This window comes from Streptomyces sp. NBC_00726, assembly GCF_045161735.1.
GTDB lineage: Bacteria > Actinomycetota > Actinomycetes > Streptomycetales > Streptomycetaceae > Streptomyces.
The window spans coordinates 818,162-833,546 of sequence record NZ_CP108983.1 but is presented as its reverse complement, the minus strand read 5'-3'; the positions used below and the strand labels follow the sequence as shown (position 1 = coordinate 833,546).

13 protein-coding genes are annotated in these 15,385 nt (G+C 73.1%); 10 read left to right on the top strand and 3 right to left on the bottom strand.

What is annotated here, in order from left to right:
- Window positions 1-174: 174 nt before the first annotated feature.
- Together OG338_RS03595 and OG338_RS03590 are read left to right on the top strand one after the other, a co-directional pair.
- Window positions 175-1,368: a glycerophosphodiester phosphodiesterase gene (locus OG338_RS03595; RefSeq protein ID WP_405935923.1), complete on the top strand. Its 1,194-nt coding sequence runs from the start codon at window positions 175-177 to the stop codon at window positions 1,366-1,368.
- Between the two features lie 204 nt (window positions 1,369-1,572).
- Complete coding sequence (locus OG338_RS03590) at window positions 1,573-2,079, top strand: GNAT family N-acetyltransferase (RefSeq protein WP_405935922.1); 507 nt, start codon at window positions 1,573-1,575, stop codon at window positions 2,077-2,079.
- A gap of 31 nt (window positions 2,080-2,110) precedes the next feature.
- Here the strand turns inward: OG338_RS03590 and OG338_RS03585 are convergent, their stop codons facing one another.
- Together OG338_RS03585 and OG338_RS03580 are read right to left on the bottom strand one after the other, a co-directional pair.
- Window positions 2,111-2,545, bottom strand: coding sequence for a hypothetical protein (locus OG338_RS03585; RefSeq protein ID WP_073967839.1), 435 nt, complete (start codon window positions 2,543-2,545; stop codon window positions 2,111-2,113).
- Window positions 2,546-2,547: 2 nt separating this feature from the next.
- Window positions 2,548-2,907, bottom strand: a complete 360-nt coding sequence (locus OG338_RS03580; protein ID WP_018103833.1) for a hypothetical protein — start codon at window positions 2,905-2,907, stop codon at window positions 2,548-2,550.
- Window positions 2,908-3,458: 551 nt separating this feature from the next.
- Here OG338_RS03580 and OG338_RS03575 point away from each other — a divergent pair.
- From OG338_RS03575 to OG338_RS03540, 8 genes are all read left to right on the top strand, one after another.
- Entirely contained in the window at window positions 3,459-4,508 is a 1,050-nt protein-coding gene (locus tag OG338_RS03575; RefSeq protein ID WP_405935921.1) for a methionine ABC transporter ATP-binding protein, read from the top strand.
- On the top strand, window positions 4,505-5,173 hold the full coding sequence (locus OG338_RS03570) for a methionine ABC transporter permease (protein ID WP_405935920.1): 669 nt from the start codon (window positions 4,505-4,507) through the stop codon (window positions 5,171-5,173). The genes OG338_RS03575 and OG338_RS03570 overlap by 4 nt, the downstream gene beginning before the upstream one ends.
- Before the next feature lie 72 nt (window positions 5,174-5,245).
- Window positions 5,246-6,100 carry a MetQ/NlpA family ABC transporter substrate-binding protein gene (locus tag OG338_RS03565; protein WP_405935919.1) on the top strand — a complete coding sequence of 285 codons (855 nt, stop codon included), beginning with the start codon at window positions 5,246-5,248 and terminating at the stop codon, window positions 6,098-6,100.
- Window positions 6,101-6,202: 102 nt separating this feature from the next.
- Window positions 6,203-6,880: a GNAT family N-acetyltransferase gene (locus OG338_RS03560; RefSeq protein WP_405935918.1), complete on the top strand. Its 678-nt coding sequence runs from the start codon at window positions 6,203-6,205 to the stop codon at window positions 6,878-6,880.
- Between the two features lie 108 nt (window positions 6,881-6,988).
- Window positions 6,989-8,227: a precorrin-6y C5,15-methyltransferase (decarboxylating) subunit CbiE gene (cbiE, locus tag OG338_RS03555; RefSeq protein WP_405935917.1), complete on the top strand. Its 1,239-nt coding sequence runs from the start codon at window positions 6,989-6,991 to the stop codon at window positions 8,225-8,227.
- A gap of 331 nt (window positions 8,228-8,558) precedes the next feature.
- Entirely contained in the window at window positions 8,559-11,732 is a 3,174-nt protein-coding gene (cobT, locus tag OG338_RS03550; protein WP_405935916.1) for a nicotinate-nucleotide--dimethylbenzimidazole phosphoribosyltransferase, read from the top strand.
- 272 nt (window positions 11,733-12,004) lie between these two features.
- Window positions 12,005-13,243 carry a uroporphyrinogen-III C-methyltransferase gene (cobA, locus tag OG338_RS03545; RefSeq protein WP_405935915.1) on the top strand — a complete coding sequence of 413 codons (1,239 nt, stop codon included), beginning with the start codon at window positions 12,005-12,007 and terminating at the stop codon, window positions 13,241-13,243.
- On the top strand, window positions 13,236-14,054 hold the full coding sequence (locus OG338_RS03540) for a TrmH family RNA methyltransferase (RefSeq protein ID WP_405935914.1): 819 nt from the start codon (window positions 13,236-13,238) through the stop codon (window positions 14,052-14,054). Before cobA ends, OG338_RS03540 begins: the two co-directional genes overlap by 8 nt.
- 1 nt (window position 14,055) lies before the next feature.
- Here OG338_RS03540 and OG338_RS03535 read toward each other — a convergent pair whose 3' ends face one another.
- Entirely contained in the window at window positions 14,056-15,339 is a 1,284-nt protein-coding gene (locus tag OG338_RS03535) for a protein kinase domain-containing protein (RefSeq protein ID WP_405935913.1), read from the bottom strand.
- Window positions 15,340-15,385: the final 46 nt, after the last annotated feature.

Sequence of the window (15,385 nt, the reverse complement as noted above, 5' to 3'; positions counted from 1 at the left end):
GTGAGGACGATACTCGCGGGTACCGGCCGCTCGCACATCGGGTTCACACACCGGATACACCGTGTTGACGTGTGTTCGCGCCATGTTCGTCCAGGTGCCGCCCCCACGACCGTACCCCTGCCTACGCTCGATCCTCGCTCGACAGGTGCCGTACATCACATGCGAGGAGCATTCATGACAGAGCGTGCGCAGGCCGCGCCGGGACGCCGGACCGTCATCGGAGCGGGGGCAGCCGTCCTCGGCACCGCCGCCCTGGGCGTCACCACAACGGCGCAGGCGGCCGGCCGTGACAGCGGACGCGGGGGCCACGGCGGACACGGGGACCACGGCGGTCACCGCCTCGACCTGCCCGTCCCCACCGTCATCGGCCACCGGGGCACCAGCGGCTACCGCCCCGAACACACGCTGGGCTCCTACCAGCTCGCCCTGGACCTGGGCGCCCACATCATCGAGCAGGACCTCGTCCCCACCCGCGACGGCCACCTCGTCTGCCGCCACGAGAACGACATCACCGCCACCACCGACGTCTCCGCGCACCCCGAGTTCGCGAACCGCCGGACCACCAAGACCGTCGACGGAGTCTCCCTCACCGGCTGGTTCACCGAGGACTTCACGCTCGCCGAGCTCAAGACGCTCCGCGCCAAGGAGCGCATCCCGGCCAATCGCCAGAAGAACACGCTGTACGACGGCCGCTGGGAGATCCCCACCTTCGAAGAGGTCCTGCGCTGGGCCGACCGCGAGGGCCGCCGCCGCGGCAAGCCCGTCTGGCTGTACGTCGAGACCAAGCACCCCACGTACTTCCGGGGCCTCGGGCTGGGCCTGGAGGAGCCGCTGGCCAAGCTGCTGCGCCGCTACGGACGCCACCGCGCCCAGTCCCCGGTGATCCTCCAGTCCTTCGAGCCCGGCAGCATCCAGCACCTGGCCCGGCTCGTCGCGAGCCCGCGCATCGTCCTGCTCTCCGGCACCGGCACCAAGCCCTGGGACTTCGAGGTCTCCGGCGACCCGCGCACCACGGACGACCTGGTGAAGCCGGCCGGGCTGAAGTGGATGGCCTCCTTCGCGCAGGGCATCGGCCCCACCCTGGACCTGATCATCCCCAAGGACGCCGCCGGCCGGCTCACCGAGCCCACCACGCTGGTCCGCGACGCCCACGCGCAGGGCCTGGTCCTCCACCCGTACACGATGCGCAACGAGAACACCTTCCTGCCCGCCGACTTCCGGCGCGGCAGCGACCCCAACGCGTACGGGGACGCGTTCGGCGCGTTCGCCGCGTACTTCGCGACCGGGATCGACGGCATCTTCTCCGACAACCCGGACACCGCGCTGCTCGCGGCGGCGGACTTCACGGCGAGGAAGGCGAAGAGGTAACACGGCGGGCCCGACTCCCCGTCAGCACCCCGCTCCCGTCACATCGCAGGGGAGTTGGCTATGTCACAGGGGAGTTTGGGCCCCATCCGTTCCCGATGCCTTGGATGTCTGCGCAGAATGCTCGCGGCGGAGGTTGTCGCTCCTGAACCGTGGGAAAGGAGCGGGAGACAACCGGCGGATCAGGTGAGCGGGAGGCATGCGCACATGGGCATGAGCGTGACCATCTCGGCGGCGGACGTGCGGGACGCCGAAGAGATTCTGAAGCTGCGGTACCTCTGTTTCCAGAGCGAGGCGGAGCTGTACGGCAATTACCGCATCGACCCGCTCGTCCAGACCCTCGACTCGGTACGCGCCGAGATCGCGGAGAACCTGGTCTACGTGGCACGCCTCGGCGACGAGGTCGTCGGCTCGGTGCGCGGCTCGACCGACGAGGAGGGCACCGGCCGGATCGGCAGGCTCTGCGTCCACCCCCGGCTGCGCGGCCACGGCCTCGGCGCCCGGCTGCTGCGCGCGGCCGAGTCGGGCCTCGCCGACGAGCGCGCCGCCACCCGCTTCCGGCTGCACACCGGCCACCGCAGCGAGGGCAATCTGAGGCTCTACCAGCGCGCGGGCTACGCCGCCGTGGGCAACGCCCCGGGCGACGACGGGGTCATGATGATCCTGCTGGAGAAGGAGGCCCAGGCCCCCACCGCGTACGTGGCCAGCGCCTAGCCGTAACGGCACGAGCGCCGCGCGCGGGCCCCTACGCGGTCCGGGCGCGGCGCAGCCACATCATTCCGGTCACCGGCAGGATCACCGGGATGAACAGATAGTCCCGGCCGCAGTACGACCACACGGTCGCGTCGGCGAACGCGGACGGCTCCACCAGCGTCCACGTCCCCACGATCAGCACCCCGGCCAGCTCGGCGGCGCAGCACACCAGCGCCGTCCGGCGCGCCCGCTCGCCGCCCCGCACCAGCGAGTACGTGATGAAGCCGTAGACCAGCGCGGCGACCGCCGACAGCACATAGGCGAGGGGTGCGCGGCCGAAGTCCAGGATCATCTGGACGATCGACCGGGACGCCGCCGCCACGGTGAACACGCCGTAGAACCAGACGAGGACCCGGCCGGGACCGGTGCCGAGGTCGAAGGGCCGCTTCTCGCCGGCCGCCGCCTGCGTGGTGTCGGTGTCGGTCACGGTCAGCTTCCCCAGATGTCGTAGAGCCGTACTTCGAGGACGGCCAGGACGACCGCGCCCGCCGCCACCGTCACCGAGCCCCAGCGGGTCCGCTCGCTCAGCGACAGGAACCCCGCCGCCGGCACGGCGAGGAACGCCCCGGCGAGGTACGCGATGAAAATGGTCATGCCCTGCTCGGGCCGCTCGCCCCGGGCCAGCTGCACGATGCCCGTCACCAGCTGCGCCAGGGCCAGCAGCGAGACGACGGCCATGCCGATGAAGTGCCAGTCCTTGGTGGGCTGGTCCCGGTAGGCGGCGTATCCGCACCAGGCGGCGAGGGCGAGGGCGGCCACGGCGACCGCGACCGTCAGGGCGTCGAGCATGAGCCGAGGGTATTACGGCGCGCCGCGCTCCCCGCGTGCGCCCCCGGTTCGCCGGGGATCGTGGCCTTGACCACAGGGTGCGCTGCTTCCGGGTGCCGGGGGAGTGGCACAGCCGGGGTCGTTACGGGTGCATCACCGCAGGTCAGAGCCGTATGGCTGGAAAGGATCGGCCGATACGGGACCGTCACAGCGACCCATCCACGACTGTCCGCTATCCGGACAGCCGGTCCGGCGGCGAACTCACGTCTGTTTTACTTGTGCCCATGACCACGACGAGCAGCCGCATCCTTGCGACCGAGGCGATCACGACGCCCGGTGCTCGTTGTATGTGTCGAATGCGCGCCTTCTGAGGGCCCACGACCGAGCCTCGCGCCCCGAAGCGAGATCCTTCCCGGCTGCCCGTACGGGCCCCGGCCCGCGGTGACCGCCGCGCCCGGACGCCCCGGGAATCCGCTCGGAACGTCCGATCGAAAACGTCCGGATCACCCCTGGACGCATGCCCCGTGCCCGGCGGACACCGCGCCGCGCACTCGACAGTGACGGAAACCCCTGTGATCACCACGACGGGCCTCACGAAGGTCTACCGTTCGCGCGACCGCGAGGTCACCGCCCTGGACGGCGTCGACCTGCACGTACGCGAGGGTGAGGTGTACGGTGTCATCGGCCGCAGCGGCGCCGGCAAGTCCTCCCTGATCCGCTGCGTCAACCTCCTGGAACGCCCCACCTCCGGCACCGTGGCCGTGGCCGGCCAGGACCTCACCGCCCTCGCGGGCCGGGGCAGCCGGGCCGGCAAGGAGCTGCGCGAGGCACGCAGCCGCATCGGCATGGTCTTCCAGCACTTCAACCTGCTGGCCTCCCGCACCGTGCAGCGCAACGTCGAACTCCCGCTGGAGATCCTCGGCGTCACCGGCCGCGAGCGCTCCCGCAAGGCCCTCGAACTCCTCGACCTGGTCGGCCTCGCCGACAAGGCCAGGTCCTACCCGGGCCAGCTCTCCGGCGGCCAGAAGCAGCGCGTCGGCATCGCCCGTGCCCTCGCCGGCGACCCCAAGGTGCTCCTGTCCGACGAGGCCACCTCCGCCCTGGACCCCGAGACCACCCGCTCCATCCTCCAGCTGCTGCGCGACCTCAACCAGCAGCTCGGGCTCACCGTCCTGCTCATCACGCACGAGATGGACGTCGTCAAGACCATCTGTGACTCCGCCGCGCTGATGCGGGGAGGCAGGGTCGTCGAGTCCGGCACCGTGGGCGAACTGCTCGCCACCCCCGGCTCCGAGCTGGCCCACGAGCTGTTCCCCGTCGGCGGCACCGCCTCCGCGCCCGACCGCACCGTCGTGGACGTCACCTTCCACGGCGAGGCCGCCGCCCGCCCGGTGATCTCACAGCTCTCCCGTACGTACAACATCGACATCTCGATCCTCGGCGCCGCCATGGACACCGTGGGCGGCAGGCAGATCGGCCGCATGCGCATCGAACTGCCCGGCCGGTTCGAGGAGAACGTCGTCCCGATCGGCTTCCTCCGCGAACAGGGCCTCCAAGCCGAACTCGTGGACGCCGACCCCGTGCCCGTACCCGCACCGCTCACCAAGGAGGTGGCGAAGTGACCTGGTCCGAAATGCAGCCGCTGCTGACGCAGGGCACCGTCGACACCCTCTACATGGTGCTGTGGTCCGCCGTCGTCACCGTCCTCGTCGGACTGCCCCTCGGCGTCCTGCTCGTCCTCACCGACAAGGGCGGACTGCTCCAGAACACCCCGGTGAACAAGGTCGTCGGCGTGATCGTGAACATCGGCCGCTCGCTGCCGTTCATCATCCTGCTGATCGCCCTGATCCCGTTCACCACCTGGGTCGTCGGCACCTTCATCGGCCCCACCGCGATGATCGTGCCGCTCGCCGTCGGCGCCATCCCGTTCTTCGCCCGGCTGGTCGAGACGGCGGTGCGCGAGGTCGACCACGGGCTGGTGGAGGCCGTCCAGTCGATGGGCGGCTCCATCCCGACGATCGTCCGCAAGGTGCTGCTCCCGCAGGCCCTGCCGTCCCTGGCCTCCGGGATCACCACCACCGTCATCGTGCTCATCGGCTACTCCGCGATGGCCGGCGCGGTCGGCGGCGAAGGGCTCGGCTCCAAGGCCGTCACCTACGGATTCCAGCGCTTCGACAACCGGTTCATGCTGATCACGGTCGTGCTGCTGATCGTCATCGTGACCCTCGTCCAGCTGATCGGCGACCTCGCCGTCCGCCTGCTGGCCCGCCGCGGCCGCACCACCTGACTTCCCTTCCCCACCAAGCCCGCACTCCTTGTCCGGGCGCTCCACCATCACCACCTGAAAGAGGCACTTTTCGTGCGTACCAGCATCAAGATCACCGCCGCCGCCGCGGCCACCACCGCCCTCGCCCTCGGCCTCACCGCCTGCGGCACGGACTCCGACCCGTCCGCCAAGACCGGCGGCACCGACGTCTCCAAGGCCCTCGTCGTCGCCGCGTCCCCGACGCCGCACGCCGACATCCTCGGCTTCGTCAAGAAGAACCTCGCCGACAAGGCCGGGCTGAAGCTGGAGGTCAAGGAGTTCACGGACTACGTCCTGCCGAACACCGCCACCGAGACCGGCCAGGTCGACGCCAACTTCTTCCAGCACCAGCCCTACCTGGACGACTTCAACCAGAAGAACGACACCCACCTGGTCTCCGTCGGCACCGTCCACCTCGAACCCCTCGGCCTCTACTCCAAGAAGGTCAAGAGCCTCGACGCCATCAAGGCCGGCCAGACCATCGCCGTCCCCAACGACACCACCAACGAGGGCCGCGCCCTCCAGCTGCTCGCCGAGAACGGCCTCATCACCCTCAAGGACGGCGTCGGCACCAGCGCCAAGCTGAGCGACATCACCGACAAGAAGGGCCTGGAGTTCAAGGAGCTGGAGGCCGCCACGGTCCCGCGCGCCCTCAACGACGTGGACGCCGCCGTCATCAACGGCAACTACGCCATCGAGGCCGAGCTCAAGCCCGCCAAGGACGCCCTCGTCCTGGAGAAGGCCGACGGCAACCCGTACGCCAACATCATCGCCGTCAAGAAGGGCGACGAGAAGGACCCCCGCGTCCTGAAGCTCGTCAAGCTCCTCCACTCCGACGAGGTCAAGAAGTTCATCGAGGACACCTACCAGGGCTCGGTCATCCCCGCCTTCGGTGACGCCAAGTCCTGACCCGTACACGGCACTTGCCCAAAGAGCCCCGCACACCCCGACCGGGGGGTGCGGGGCTCCGCCGTGCCGACCCGGTCATGCGCGCGGCCCCCGCGATGCTGCATGCTGTGCATTTACACGGTCTTCGGCATGGAGCTGCGCATGACTTCCACCTTCCCGGACATCTCCATCAGCACGGACCGGCTGGTGCTGCGCCCATTCGACATGGCGGACATCCCCGCGTACATCGAGATGATGAACGACGAACTGGTCACCGCCTGGACCGGCGCCCCCCACCCCTACACCCAGGTCGACGCCGAACGCTGGGTGCGCAGAATCGCTCCGGCGCACCGCACCAAGGGCGACGGGATCGCCCTGGCCGTCACCGAGTTCCTCACCCAGCGCCTCGTCGGCTCCGTACGGCTCCGCAACACCGACTGGCGCACCCTGTCCACCGAGGCCGCCTACATCACCGCACCCTGGGCCCGCGGCGAGGGCTACGCCACCGAATCCGTGCTCGCCGTCGCCCAGTGGCTCTTCCGCGACCAGGGCTTCGAGCGCATCGAACTGCGCACCGCCGCCGACAACACCGCCTCCCAGCAGGTCGCCCAGAAACTCGGCTGCATCAGCGAAGGCGTCCTGCGCAACGCCCGCATAGCGCGCTCGCAGACGGAGGACGGCGGATGGACCGACATCCGCACCGACCTCATCGTCTGGGGCCTGCTCCCCGAAGACCTCGAAGGTGTCGCCGAACAGCTCGCCGACGCCGGCGGCTACGGCACGTACAACGACTGGAACTGACCGGCGCCGGGGCTCCGGCGCCACCTCGGCGGCGACCCGGTAACCTCACCCTGCCCGCCCCCGGGCAACCCGCCCCGCCTGCGACGACTCCAGGAGAATGACACCAAGATGGCCGACCGGGTCACAGTGATCGGCTGGGACGGCTCGCCGCTGACCAGAGCGGCCACCGCAGCGCTCTCGGCCGCGACCCTGGTCGCCGGAGCCGCCCACCACCTCGCGCTGCCGGAAGTCCCGCGGAGCGCCGAACGCATCCGCCTCGGCTCCGTCGACCTCGCCGCCCGCCGCATCGCGGGCCACCGCGGCAGCGCCGTCGTCCTCGCCGACGGCGACCCCGGCTTCTTCGGCGTCGTCCGCACCCTGCGCGCCCCGCAGCACGGCCTGGAGGTCGAGGTCGTCCCGGCCGTCTCCTCCGTCGCCACCGCCTTCGCCCGCGCCGGCATGCCCTGGGAGGACGCCCAGACGGTCGTCGCCCACCCCCGCACCCTGCGCCGCGCCGTGAACGTCTGCCGCGCCCACCACAAGGTCGCCGTCCTCACCTCGCCCGGCGCCGGACCCGCCGAACTGGCCCTGCTCCTCGACGGCGTGCACCGTACGTTCGTCATCTGCGAGGAGCTGGGCACCGACCGCGAACAGGTCACCGTCGTCACCTCGGACACCGCCGCCGACCACGTCTGGCGCGACCCCAACGTCGTCATCGTCATCGGCGGCGGCCCCGAACAGCAGGCCGACGGCGCCTGGATCGCCGGCCGCCACCCCGCCTACCCACAGGGCGTACGGGGATGGGCCCTGCCCGCCGGCGCCTACCCGGACCCCGGCGCCCGCCCGGCGGGGGAGAGCGGCGAGGGCGAGGGCCCCGTCCTGCGCGCCGCCCAGCTCGCCCACCTCGGCCCCCGCACCGGCGACCTCGTCTGGGACATCGGCTCCGGGGGCGGCGCGCTGGCCGTCGAGGCGGCCCGCTTCGGCGCTGCGGTCCTCGCCGTGGACAGCGATCCCGGCGCCTGCGCCCGCACCACGGCCGCCGCCCGCGCCTTCGGCGTCCAGCTCCAGGTCGTCGAGGGCCGCGCCCCGCACGTACTGGAACGGCTGCCCGAACCCGATGTCGTACGGATCGGAGGCGGCGGTGTTCCCGTCGCCACCGCCGTCGCGGACCGCCGCCCGGAGCGCATCGTCACGCACGCCTCCACCCGCGACGAGGCCGAGGCCCTGGGGGCCGCACTGGCCGGAAACGGCTACACGGTCGACTGCTCGCTCCTCCAGTCCGTCGAACTCGACACGACCGCCTGGTCGGAGCGCGAACGCACAGTCGTCTTCCTGCTTTCCGCACTTCGTTCGGACCTTGCCCCCTGACCCGTCGGCAAGCGGTGCGGGGTAGGCTGGCCGATCGTCGCACCGCTCCCGGACGTTCGTCGCTTCGTTCGTCAATGTCCGGAAAAGGGGACCGTTTTGGTCCCCGTTGTGGTACGGCAACACCCTGGGACGCGCAACGTGGCGCAGTCCACAGCGGGCCGTGGCGAAATGAGCTGCCGCGGCGGCGAACGACCGCGAGAATGCAGGATGTCCGCGACCGATTCGTGCCGCGCGGCGCGCCCGCTCGTTCCACCGGACGAGCACCGCGTGCCGTGTCCGGGCGTCCCGGGCGAAGGGCCGAAGGAGCACTGACGATGGGCGAGGGGAACGCATGAGTGACACCGGCCGGATCCCGGGCGAGGGACTGCCGGAGGACGCGGGCACGGTGGAGCAGCCGGGCGTTCCCGCGGCTGACTCCTACACCTACCTCGAACCCTCCGCGCACACCCCCGAGGACGACGACCTCCTCCTGATGCCGAGCGCCCAGGGCGCCTGGGGCGAACCCCAGCCGGCGGCTCAGCCCGCGGACCCCTACGCGGACCCCGCGGCCCAGGGCGCGTACCAGCCGCACTTCCACCCCCAGCCGGCCGACCCGGCGCAAGCCCAGGGCCCCGTCCAGCTCCAGGAACAGGCCCCCGCGTACGCGATGCAGCAGGCCGCCGCCGCACCGCTGCCCGAGACCGGCCCCGGCGCGCACGAGTCCGGAGGCCGCGACTCCGGCTCCGTCGACCTCGGCGCCGTCCGCGTCCCCGCCCCCGCCGCGCAGCCCCCCGTGCGTCGCCCGCTGCACCGCGGCCCGGCCTCGCCCGAGCCGTCCTACGGCGGTACGTCGGGGGCCGGCGTGGTCCGCTCCCTCGCCGACCGCGGCCCGGCCGCCGCGCCCCCGGCCCGCCACGCGGGCCCGGCCACGGCCGAACCCGAATACTTCGACCCCCAGCCGGCGGACCAGCCCCTCCCGGGCCCCCAGCTGGGCGAGATCCCGCCACAGACGGCCCCCCAGTGGACGGCCGCCCCGGCCGCCCCGGAGCAGGCCGGGCCCGTGGCCGCCGAGGCGGCGGCGGAAGCGGCCATGGAGGTGCCGGCCGCGGACGAGACGTTGCCGGAGCCCGAACCGGTGGCGGTGGCGCCGGTGGCCGTGGCGGAGCCCGAGCAGGTCCAGGTCGCAGCGGTCGCGGAGCCTGTTCCGGCTGCGGAGCCGGAGCCGGAGCCGGTGGCCGTGGCGGAGCCCGTGCAGGCCCCTGAGCCGGAGCCCGCCCAGGCCGTGGCGCCGGAGCCGGTCGCGGTCGCGGAGCCCGCACCGACCGTCGAACCGGAGCCGGTGGCAGTGGTGGCGCAGCCCGTAGCGGCCCCCGAGCCGCAGCCCGTACCGGCCGCCGAACCGGAGCCCGTCGCCGTGGCGCAGCCTGTTCCGGCCGCCGAGCCGGTCCCGGCCGTCGAGCCGGAGCCCGCCCAGGTCATAACACCGGAGCCGGTCGCGGAGCCCGTACAGGCCCCTGAGCCGCAGCCGGTGGCCGTGGCGGAGCCCGTACCGGCCCCGGAACCGCATCCCGAGCCGCAGCCCGAGGCCGCAGCCGAGCCCGCCCCGACCCCCGAGCCGGAAACCGCACCCGAGCCGGAGGCCACCGCTCCGGTAGCCGACCAGCCGATACAGCCCGAGGCCCCCGCCCCCGAGCCCGAGGCCGGTCCCGAGGTCATCGAGACCCCGGATCTGAGCGACGAGGCGGAGCCCGCACAGCAGGAGGCCCCCGAAGCGGCACCCACGGCGCCCACCGCGCCGCCCGCGCCGGGTTACGACGACGCCGAGCGCGAGGCGGTCCTGCGGGTGATGCGGGAGCGCCGCGACATCCGCAACGGCTTCCGCAGCGACCCCATCCCGCACGAGGTGCTGCTGCGTGTCCTGGAGGCCGCGCACACGGCGCCCAGCGTCGGCCACTCGCAGCCGTGGGACTTCGTGGTCATCCGGTCCGCCGAGACGCGCCGCTCGATGCACGAGCTGGCGCAGCAGCAGCGGGAGGCGTACGCGAAGTCGCTGCCGAAGGCGCGGGCGAAGCAGTTCAAGGAATTGAAGATCGAGGCGATCCTCGACACCCCGGTCAACATCGTCGTGACCGCCGACCCGACACGGGGCGGCCGCCACACGCTCGGCCGGCACACACAGCCCCAGATGGCCCCGTACTCCTCGGCGCTCGCCGTGGAGAACCTGTGGCTGGCGGCCCGGGCCGAGGGCCTGGGCGTGGGCTGGGTGAGCTTCTTCGACGAGCGCGAGATGGTACGCGCGCTGGGACTGCCGGAGCACCTGGAGATCGTGGCGTACCTCTGTGTGGGGTACGTGGACGAGTTCCCCGAGGACCCGGAGCTGATGCAGGCGGGCTGGTCGAAGCGGCGCCCGCTGTCCTGGGTCGTCCACGAGGAGACGTACGGCCGCCGCGCCCTGCCCGGCGAGGCGCCGCACGATCTGCTTCAGGAGACGATCTCCAACATCCGCCCGCTGGACGCCAAGGCGCTCGGCGAGGCGTGGGAACGCCAGAAGCGGATGACGAAGCCGGCCGGTGCGCTCGGCATGCTGGAGATCATCTCGGCGCAGCTGGCCGGGCTCTCCCGGATGTGCCCGCCGCCGATCCCCGAGCCCGCCGCCGTCGCGGTGTTCGCGGGCGACCACGGGGTGCACGCGCAGGGCGTCACGGCGTGGCCCCAGGAGGTCACCGGCCAGATGATCGCCAACATGCTCGGCGGCGGCGCGGTGTGCAACGCGTTCGCCTCGCAGGTGGGCGCCGAGGTGTGCGTGGTCGACGTCGGCGCGGTCGCGGAACTGCCCCCGATGCCGGGCCTGCTGCCCCGGAAGGTACGGGCGGGCACGGCGGACTTCACCACGGGCCCGGCGCTCACCCGCGAGGAGGTCCACGCGGCGATCGAGGTCGGCATCGAGACCGCCCGCGACCTGGTGGCGGCGGGCAACAAGGGCCTGCTGACCGGCGAGATGGGCATCGCGAACACGACGGCTTCGGCCGCCCTGATCTGCGTGTACACCGGCATGGACCCGGCCGAGGTGACGGGCCGGGGCACCGGCATCAACGACGAGATGCACGCCCGCAAGATCGACGTGGTCCGGCGCGCCCTGGAACTCCACCAGCCGGACCCGGCGGACCCGATCGGCGTCCTGGCGGCCGTCGGCGGCCTGGAGCACGCCGCGATGGCCGGCTTCCTGCTCGGCGGCGCGTCGCTCCGTACACCGGTCATCCTGGACGGCGTCAGCGCGGGCGCCGCGGCCCTGGTGGCCCGCGCGATCGCCCCCGAGGCCCTGGCCGCCTGCATCGCCGGCCACCGCAGCGCCGAGCCCGGCCACGTCGCCGCGCTCAACAAGCTGGGCCTGCGCCCGCTGGTCGACCTGGACCTCCGCCTCGGCGAGGGCACGGGCGCGCTGCTGGCACTGCCGATCGTGCAGAGCGCCGCGCGTGCGATGCACGAGGTGGCGACGTTCGACTCGGCGGGCGTGACGGAGAAGTAACGCGGCTCGGTACGGGGGCGCTGCCCCCGTACCCCCGCTCCTCAATCGCCGGAGGGGCTTACCGGTAGCCTCGCCGGCGTTTGAGGCGCGGGGTCCGGGGCAGCGCCCCGGTTTCGGGAAGGGGCGGGGAGGGGCAAGGCCCGCCGCAGGCGCCCCCGCCCACCGCACACCGTGGCCTCCGGGCCACCCCGTATCGTGAACACCACCCACCACGCCGCTCCACCGCCGCAGCGGCCCGCGCTTCCGCACCGCCCCGAGGAGCCCGCACCACCATGGCCGAGCACGCCGATCGCCCCGCCTACCCCGTCGGACTGCGCCTCACCGGGCGCCGCGTAGTCGTCGTCGGCGGCGGCCAGGTGGCACAGCGCCGCCTACCCGCCCTCATCGCGGCCGGCGCCGACATCGTCCTCGTGTCGCCGTCCGCCACCCCCTCCGTCGAGGCGATGGCGGACGCCGGCGAGATCCGCTGGGAGCGCCGCGGATACGCCGAAGGCGACCTCGCCGACACCTGGTACGCGCTCATCGCCACGGACGACGAAGCCGCCAACGAGGCCGCCTCCGCCGAGGCGGAACGCACCCGCACCTGGTGCGTCCGCAGCGACGACGCCGACGCGGCCACCGCCTGGACCCCGGCCACCGGCCGCAGCGAGGGCGTCACCGTCGCCGTGCTCACCGCCGGCGCCCACGGCCGCGATCCGCGCCACTCCGCCGCCGTCCGCGACGCGATCGTGGAGGGCCTGCGCGACGGCAGCATCGCCGCCCCGCACCACCGCACCCGGACCGCCGGCGTCGCCCTGGTCGGCGGCGGCCCCGGCGACCCGGACCTCATCACCGTCCGGGGCCGCCGCCTCCTCGCCGAGGCGGACGTCGTCATCGCCGACCGCCTCGGCCCCCGCGACCTGCTGGACGAGCTCCCGCCGCACGTCGAGGTGATCGACGCCGCGAAGATCCCGTACGGCCGCTACATGGCCCAGGAGGCCATCAACAATGCGCTGATCGAGCACGCCAAGGCCGGCAAGGCGGTCGTCCGGCTCAAGGGCGGCGACCCGTTCGTCTTCGGGCGGGGCATGGAGGAGGCCCAGGCACTCGCCGCCGAGGGCATCCCGTGCACCGTCGTGCCCGGCATCTCCAGCTCCATCTCGGTCCCCGGCGCGGCCGGCATCCCCGTCACCCACCGGGGCGTCGCCCATGAGTTCACCGTGGTCAGCGGGCACGTCGCCCCCGACGACGAACGCTCCCTGGTCGACTGGGCCGCCCTCGCCCGGCTGCGCGGCACCCTGGTGCTCCTGATGGCCGTCGACAAGATCGGCGCCATCGCCCGTACGCTCGTGGAGCACGGCCGCTCGCCCGAGACCCCGGTCGCCCTCGTCCAGGAGGGCACGACGGCCGCCCAGCGCCGTGTCGACGCGACCCTCGCCACGGTGGCCGAGCGGGTGGTCGCCGAGGACGTCCGCCCGCCCGCCGTCATCGTGATCGGCCCGGTCGTGGAGGTCGGCGCGGACCGTGGCTGAAACACTCACCGTCGACACCCCCGACGACCCCCGCCTCAGCGACTACGTCGGCCTCACCGACGTGGAACTCCGGCGCCGGAAGGAGCCCGCGGAGGGCCTGTTCATCGCCGAGGGCGAGAAGGTGATCCGCCGCGCCCTGCACGCCGGGTACGAGATGCGCTCCATGCTGCTCTCGGCGAAGTGGGCCGACCAGATGCGGGACGTCATCGAGGACAGCCCCGCCCCCGTCTACATGGTCGCCCCGGACCTCGCCGAACGCGTCACCGGCTACCACGTGCACCGCGGCGCCCTCGCCTCCATGCGGCGCAAGCCCCTCCCGGCCGCCGCCGAACTCCTCCGCACGGCCCGCCGCGTGGCCGTCATGGAGGCCGTCAACGACCATACGAACATCGGTGCGATCTTCCGCAGCGCCGCCGCCCTCGGCATGGACGCCGTCCTGCTCTCCCCGGACTGCGCCGACCCGCTCTACCGGCGCTCCGTCAAGGTCTCGATGGGCGCGGTCTTCTCCGTACCGTACGCACGTCTCGACACCTGGCCGCAGGGTCTTGAGACGGTACGCGAGGCCGGGTTCACGGTGCTCGCGCTGACGCCCGCCGAGCAGGCCGTCAGCATCGAGGAGGCGGCGCCGCACCGGATGGACCGGGCCGCCCTGATGCTCGGCGCCGAGGGCGACGGCCTCTCCGCCCGGGCGCTCGCCGCCGCCGACCGGTGGGTGCGCATCCCGATGGCCCACGGCGTGGACTCGCTGAACGTCGGCGCGGCGGCCGCCGTCGCCTTCTACGCGGTGGCCACGGGCCGTCCGGAGAGCTGAACTACCGGCCCTGGCTCTGGCTCCGGCCGTGCCCGAGGTCCACGCCCAGCCCCCGGGCCGGCCCCTGGCAGCCCTGTGCCGCCGCGATCCCCAACGCCACCAGCAGCGTCACCACCACGAAGACGACGAGCCGCTGCCGCAGCAGCCTCGGATTGGCCGGCCGCCGCCCCGTCGACGTCGTCCTGGTCCCGGGCCGGGTGCCCGGCCTGCCGTTCGTCCCGTTGGTGCCCTGCGGACGCCGCGCCGGACGCGCCGTCCCGCGCGGCTGCTGCACCGGCCGGCCGCCACCGGTGCGGGCGGGGGCGGAACGCGCCGCCGACGGCCGGTTCTGCGGGCGCGACCCCGGCGCCGGACCGGCCGCCCGGCGGGTCTGCTGCTCGGTGTACGGCCCGTCCAGCCGGCCGGTCGGGCGGTCCGCCTCCTGGGCCGTACGCTGCACCGGCGGCCGGCTCTCGTGCAGCCCCTGCGCCTCGCGCGCCGCGATCTCCTTGAGCCGCATCGACAGCTGAAGGGTGCTCGGCCGCTCCTCCGGGTCCTTCGCCAGGCAGGCGCTCACCAGCGGCGCCAGCGCGTCGTGCACATCGAAGAGCTGGGGCTCCTCGTGCACCACGCGGTACAGCATCACCTCGGAACTGCCGTGCCCGAAGGGCGAGTCGGCCATCGCCGCGTACGCCAGCGTCGCCCCGAGCGAGAACACGTCCGTCGCCGGCGTCACCGCCGCGCCGCGCACCTGCTCGGGCGCGAGGAAGCCGGGCGATCCCACCGCCGTACCGACGTGCGTCAGCGTGGACGCGCCCGTCGCCCAGGCGATCCCGAAGTCGATGATCCGGGGGCCCTTGGGGGAGAGGAGGATGTTCGACGGCTTCAGGTCCCGGTGGACCACCCCGGCCTCGTGCACCGCGACCAGGCCCTCGGAGAGCGCCGCCCCGATCGAGGCCACCTCGGCGGCCGACAGCGGGCCCTCCTCGGCCACCTTGTCGTGCAGCGAAGGCCCCGGCACGTACTGCGTGGCGAACCAGGGGCGGTCCGCCTCCAGATCGGCGGCGACCAGCCGGGCCGTACAGCCGCCGCGGATCCGCCGGGCGGCGGACACCTCGCGCGCGAACCGCGACCGGAACTCCTGATCCTCCGCCAGGTCCGGGCGGATCACCTTCAGCGCGACGCGCTGGCCCCGCCGGTCCGAACCGAGATAGACGACGCCCATTCCGCCGGCCCCGAGCCGCCGGTGCAGCCTGAACGAGCCGACGACACGCGGGTCCTCGCGCCGGAGCCGCATCATCGCCATGTCTGCCCATCCCCGCTGCCTGGTACGCCTGACGAGGCACAGCTTA

Coding starts and splice junctions, on each gene's coding strand:
- OG338_RS03560 (WP_405935918.1), top strand. CDS start 6,203: ATGCTGTGCATTTACACGGTCTTCGGCATGGAGCTGCGCATGACTTCC.
- cobA (WP_405935915.1), top strand. CDS start 12,005: ATGGCCGAGCACGCCGATCGCCCCGCCTACCCCGTCGGACTGCGCCTC.
- OG338_RS03580 (WP_018103833.1), bottom strand. CDS start 2,907: ATGCTCGACGCCCTGACGGTCGCGGTCGCCGTGGCCGCCCTCGCCCTC.
- cbiE (WP_405935917.1), top strand. CDS start 6,989: ATGGCCGACCGGGTCACAGTGATCGGCTGGGACGGCTCGCCGCTGACC.
- OG338_RS03595 (WP_405935923.1), top strand. CDS start 175: ATGACAGAGCGTGCGCAGGCCGCGCCGGGACGCCGGACCGTCATCGGA.
- OG338_RS03590 (WP_405935922.1), top strand. CDS start 1,573: ATGGGCATGAGCGTGACCATCTCGGCGGCGGACGTGCGGGACGCCGAA.
- cobT (WP_405935916.1), top strand. CDS start 8,559: ATGAGTGACACCGGCCGGATCCCGGGCGAGGGACTGCCGGAGGACGCG.
- OG338_RS03535 (WP_405935913.1), bottom strand. CDS start 15,339: ATGGCGATGATGCGGCTCCGGCGCGAGGACCCGCGTGTCGTCGGCTCG.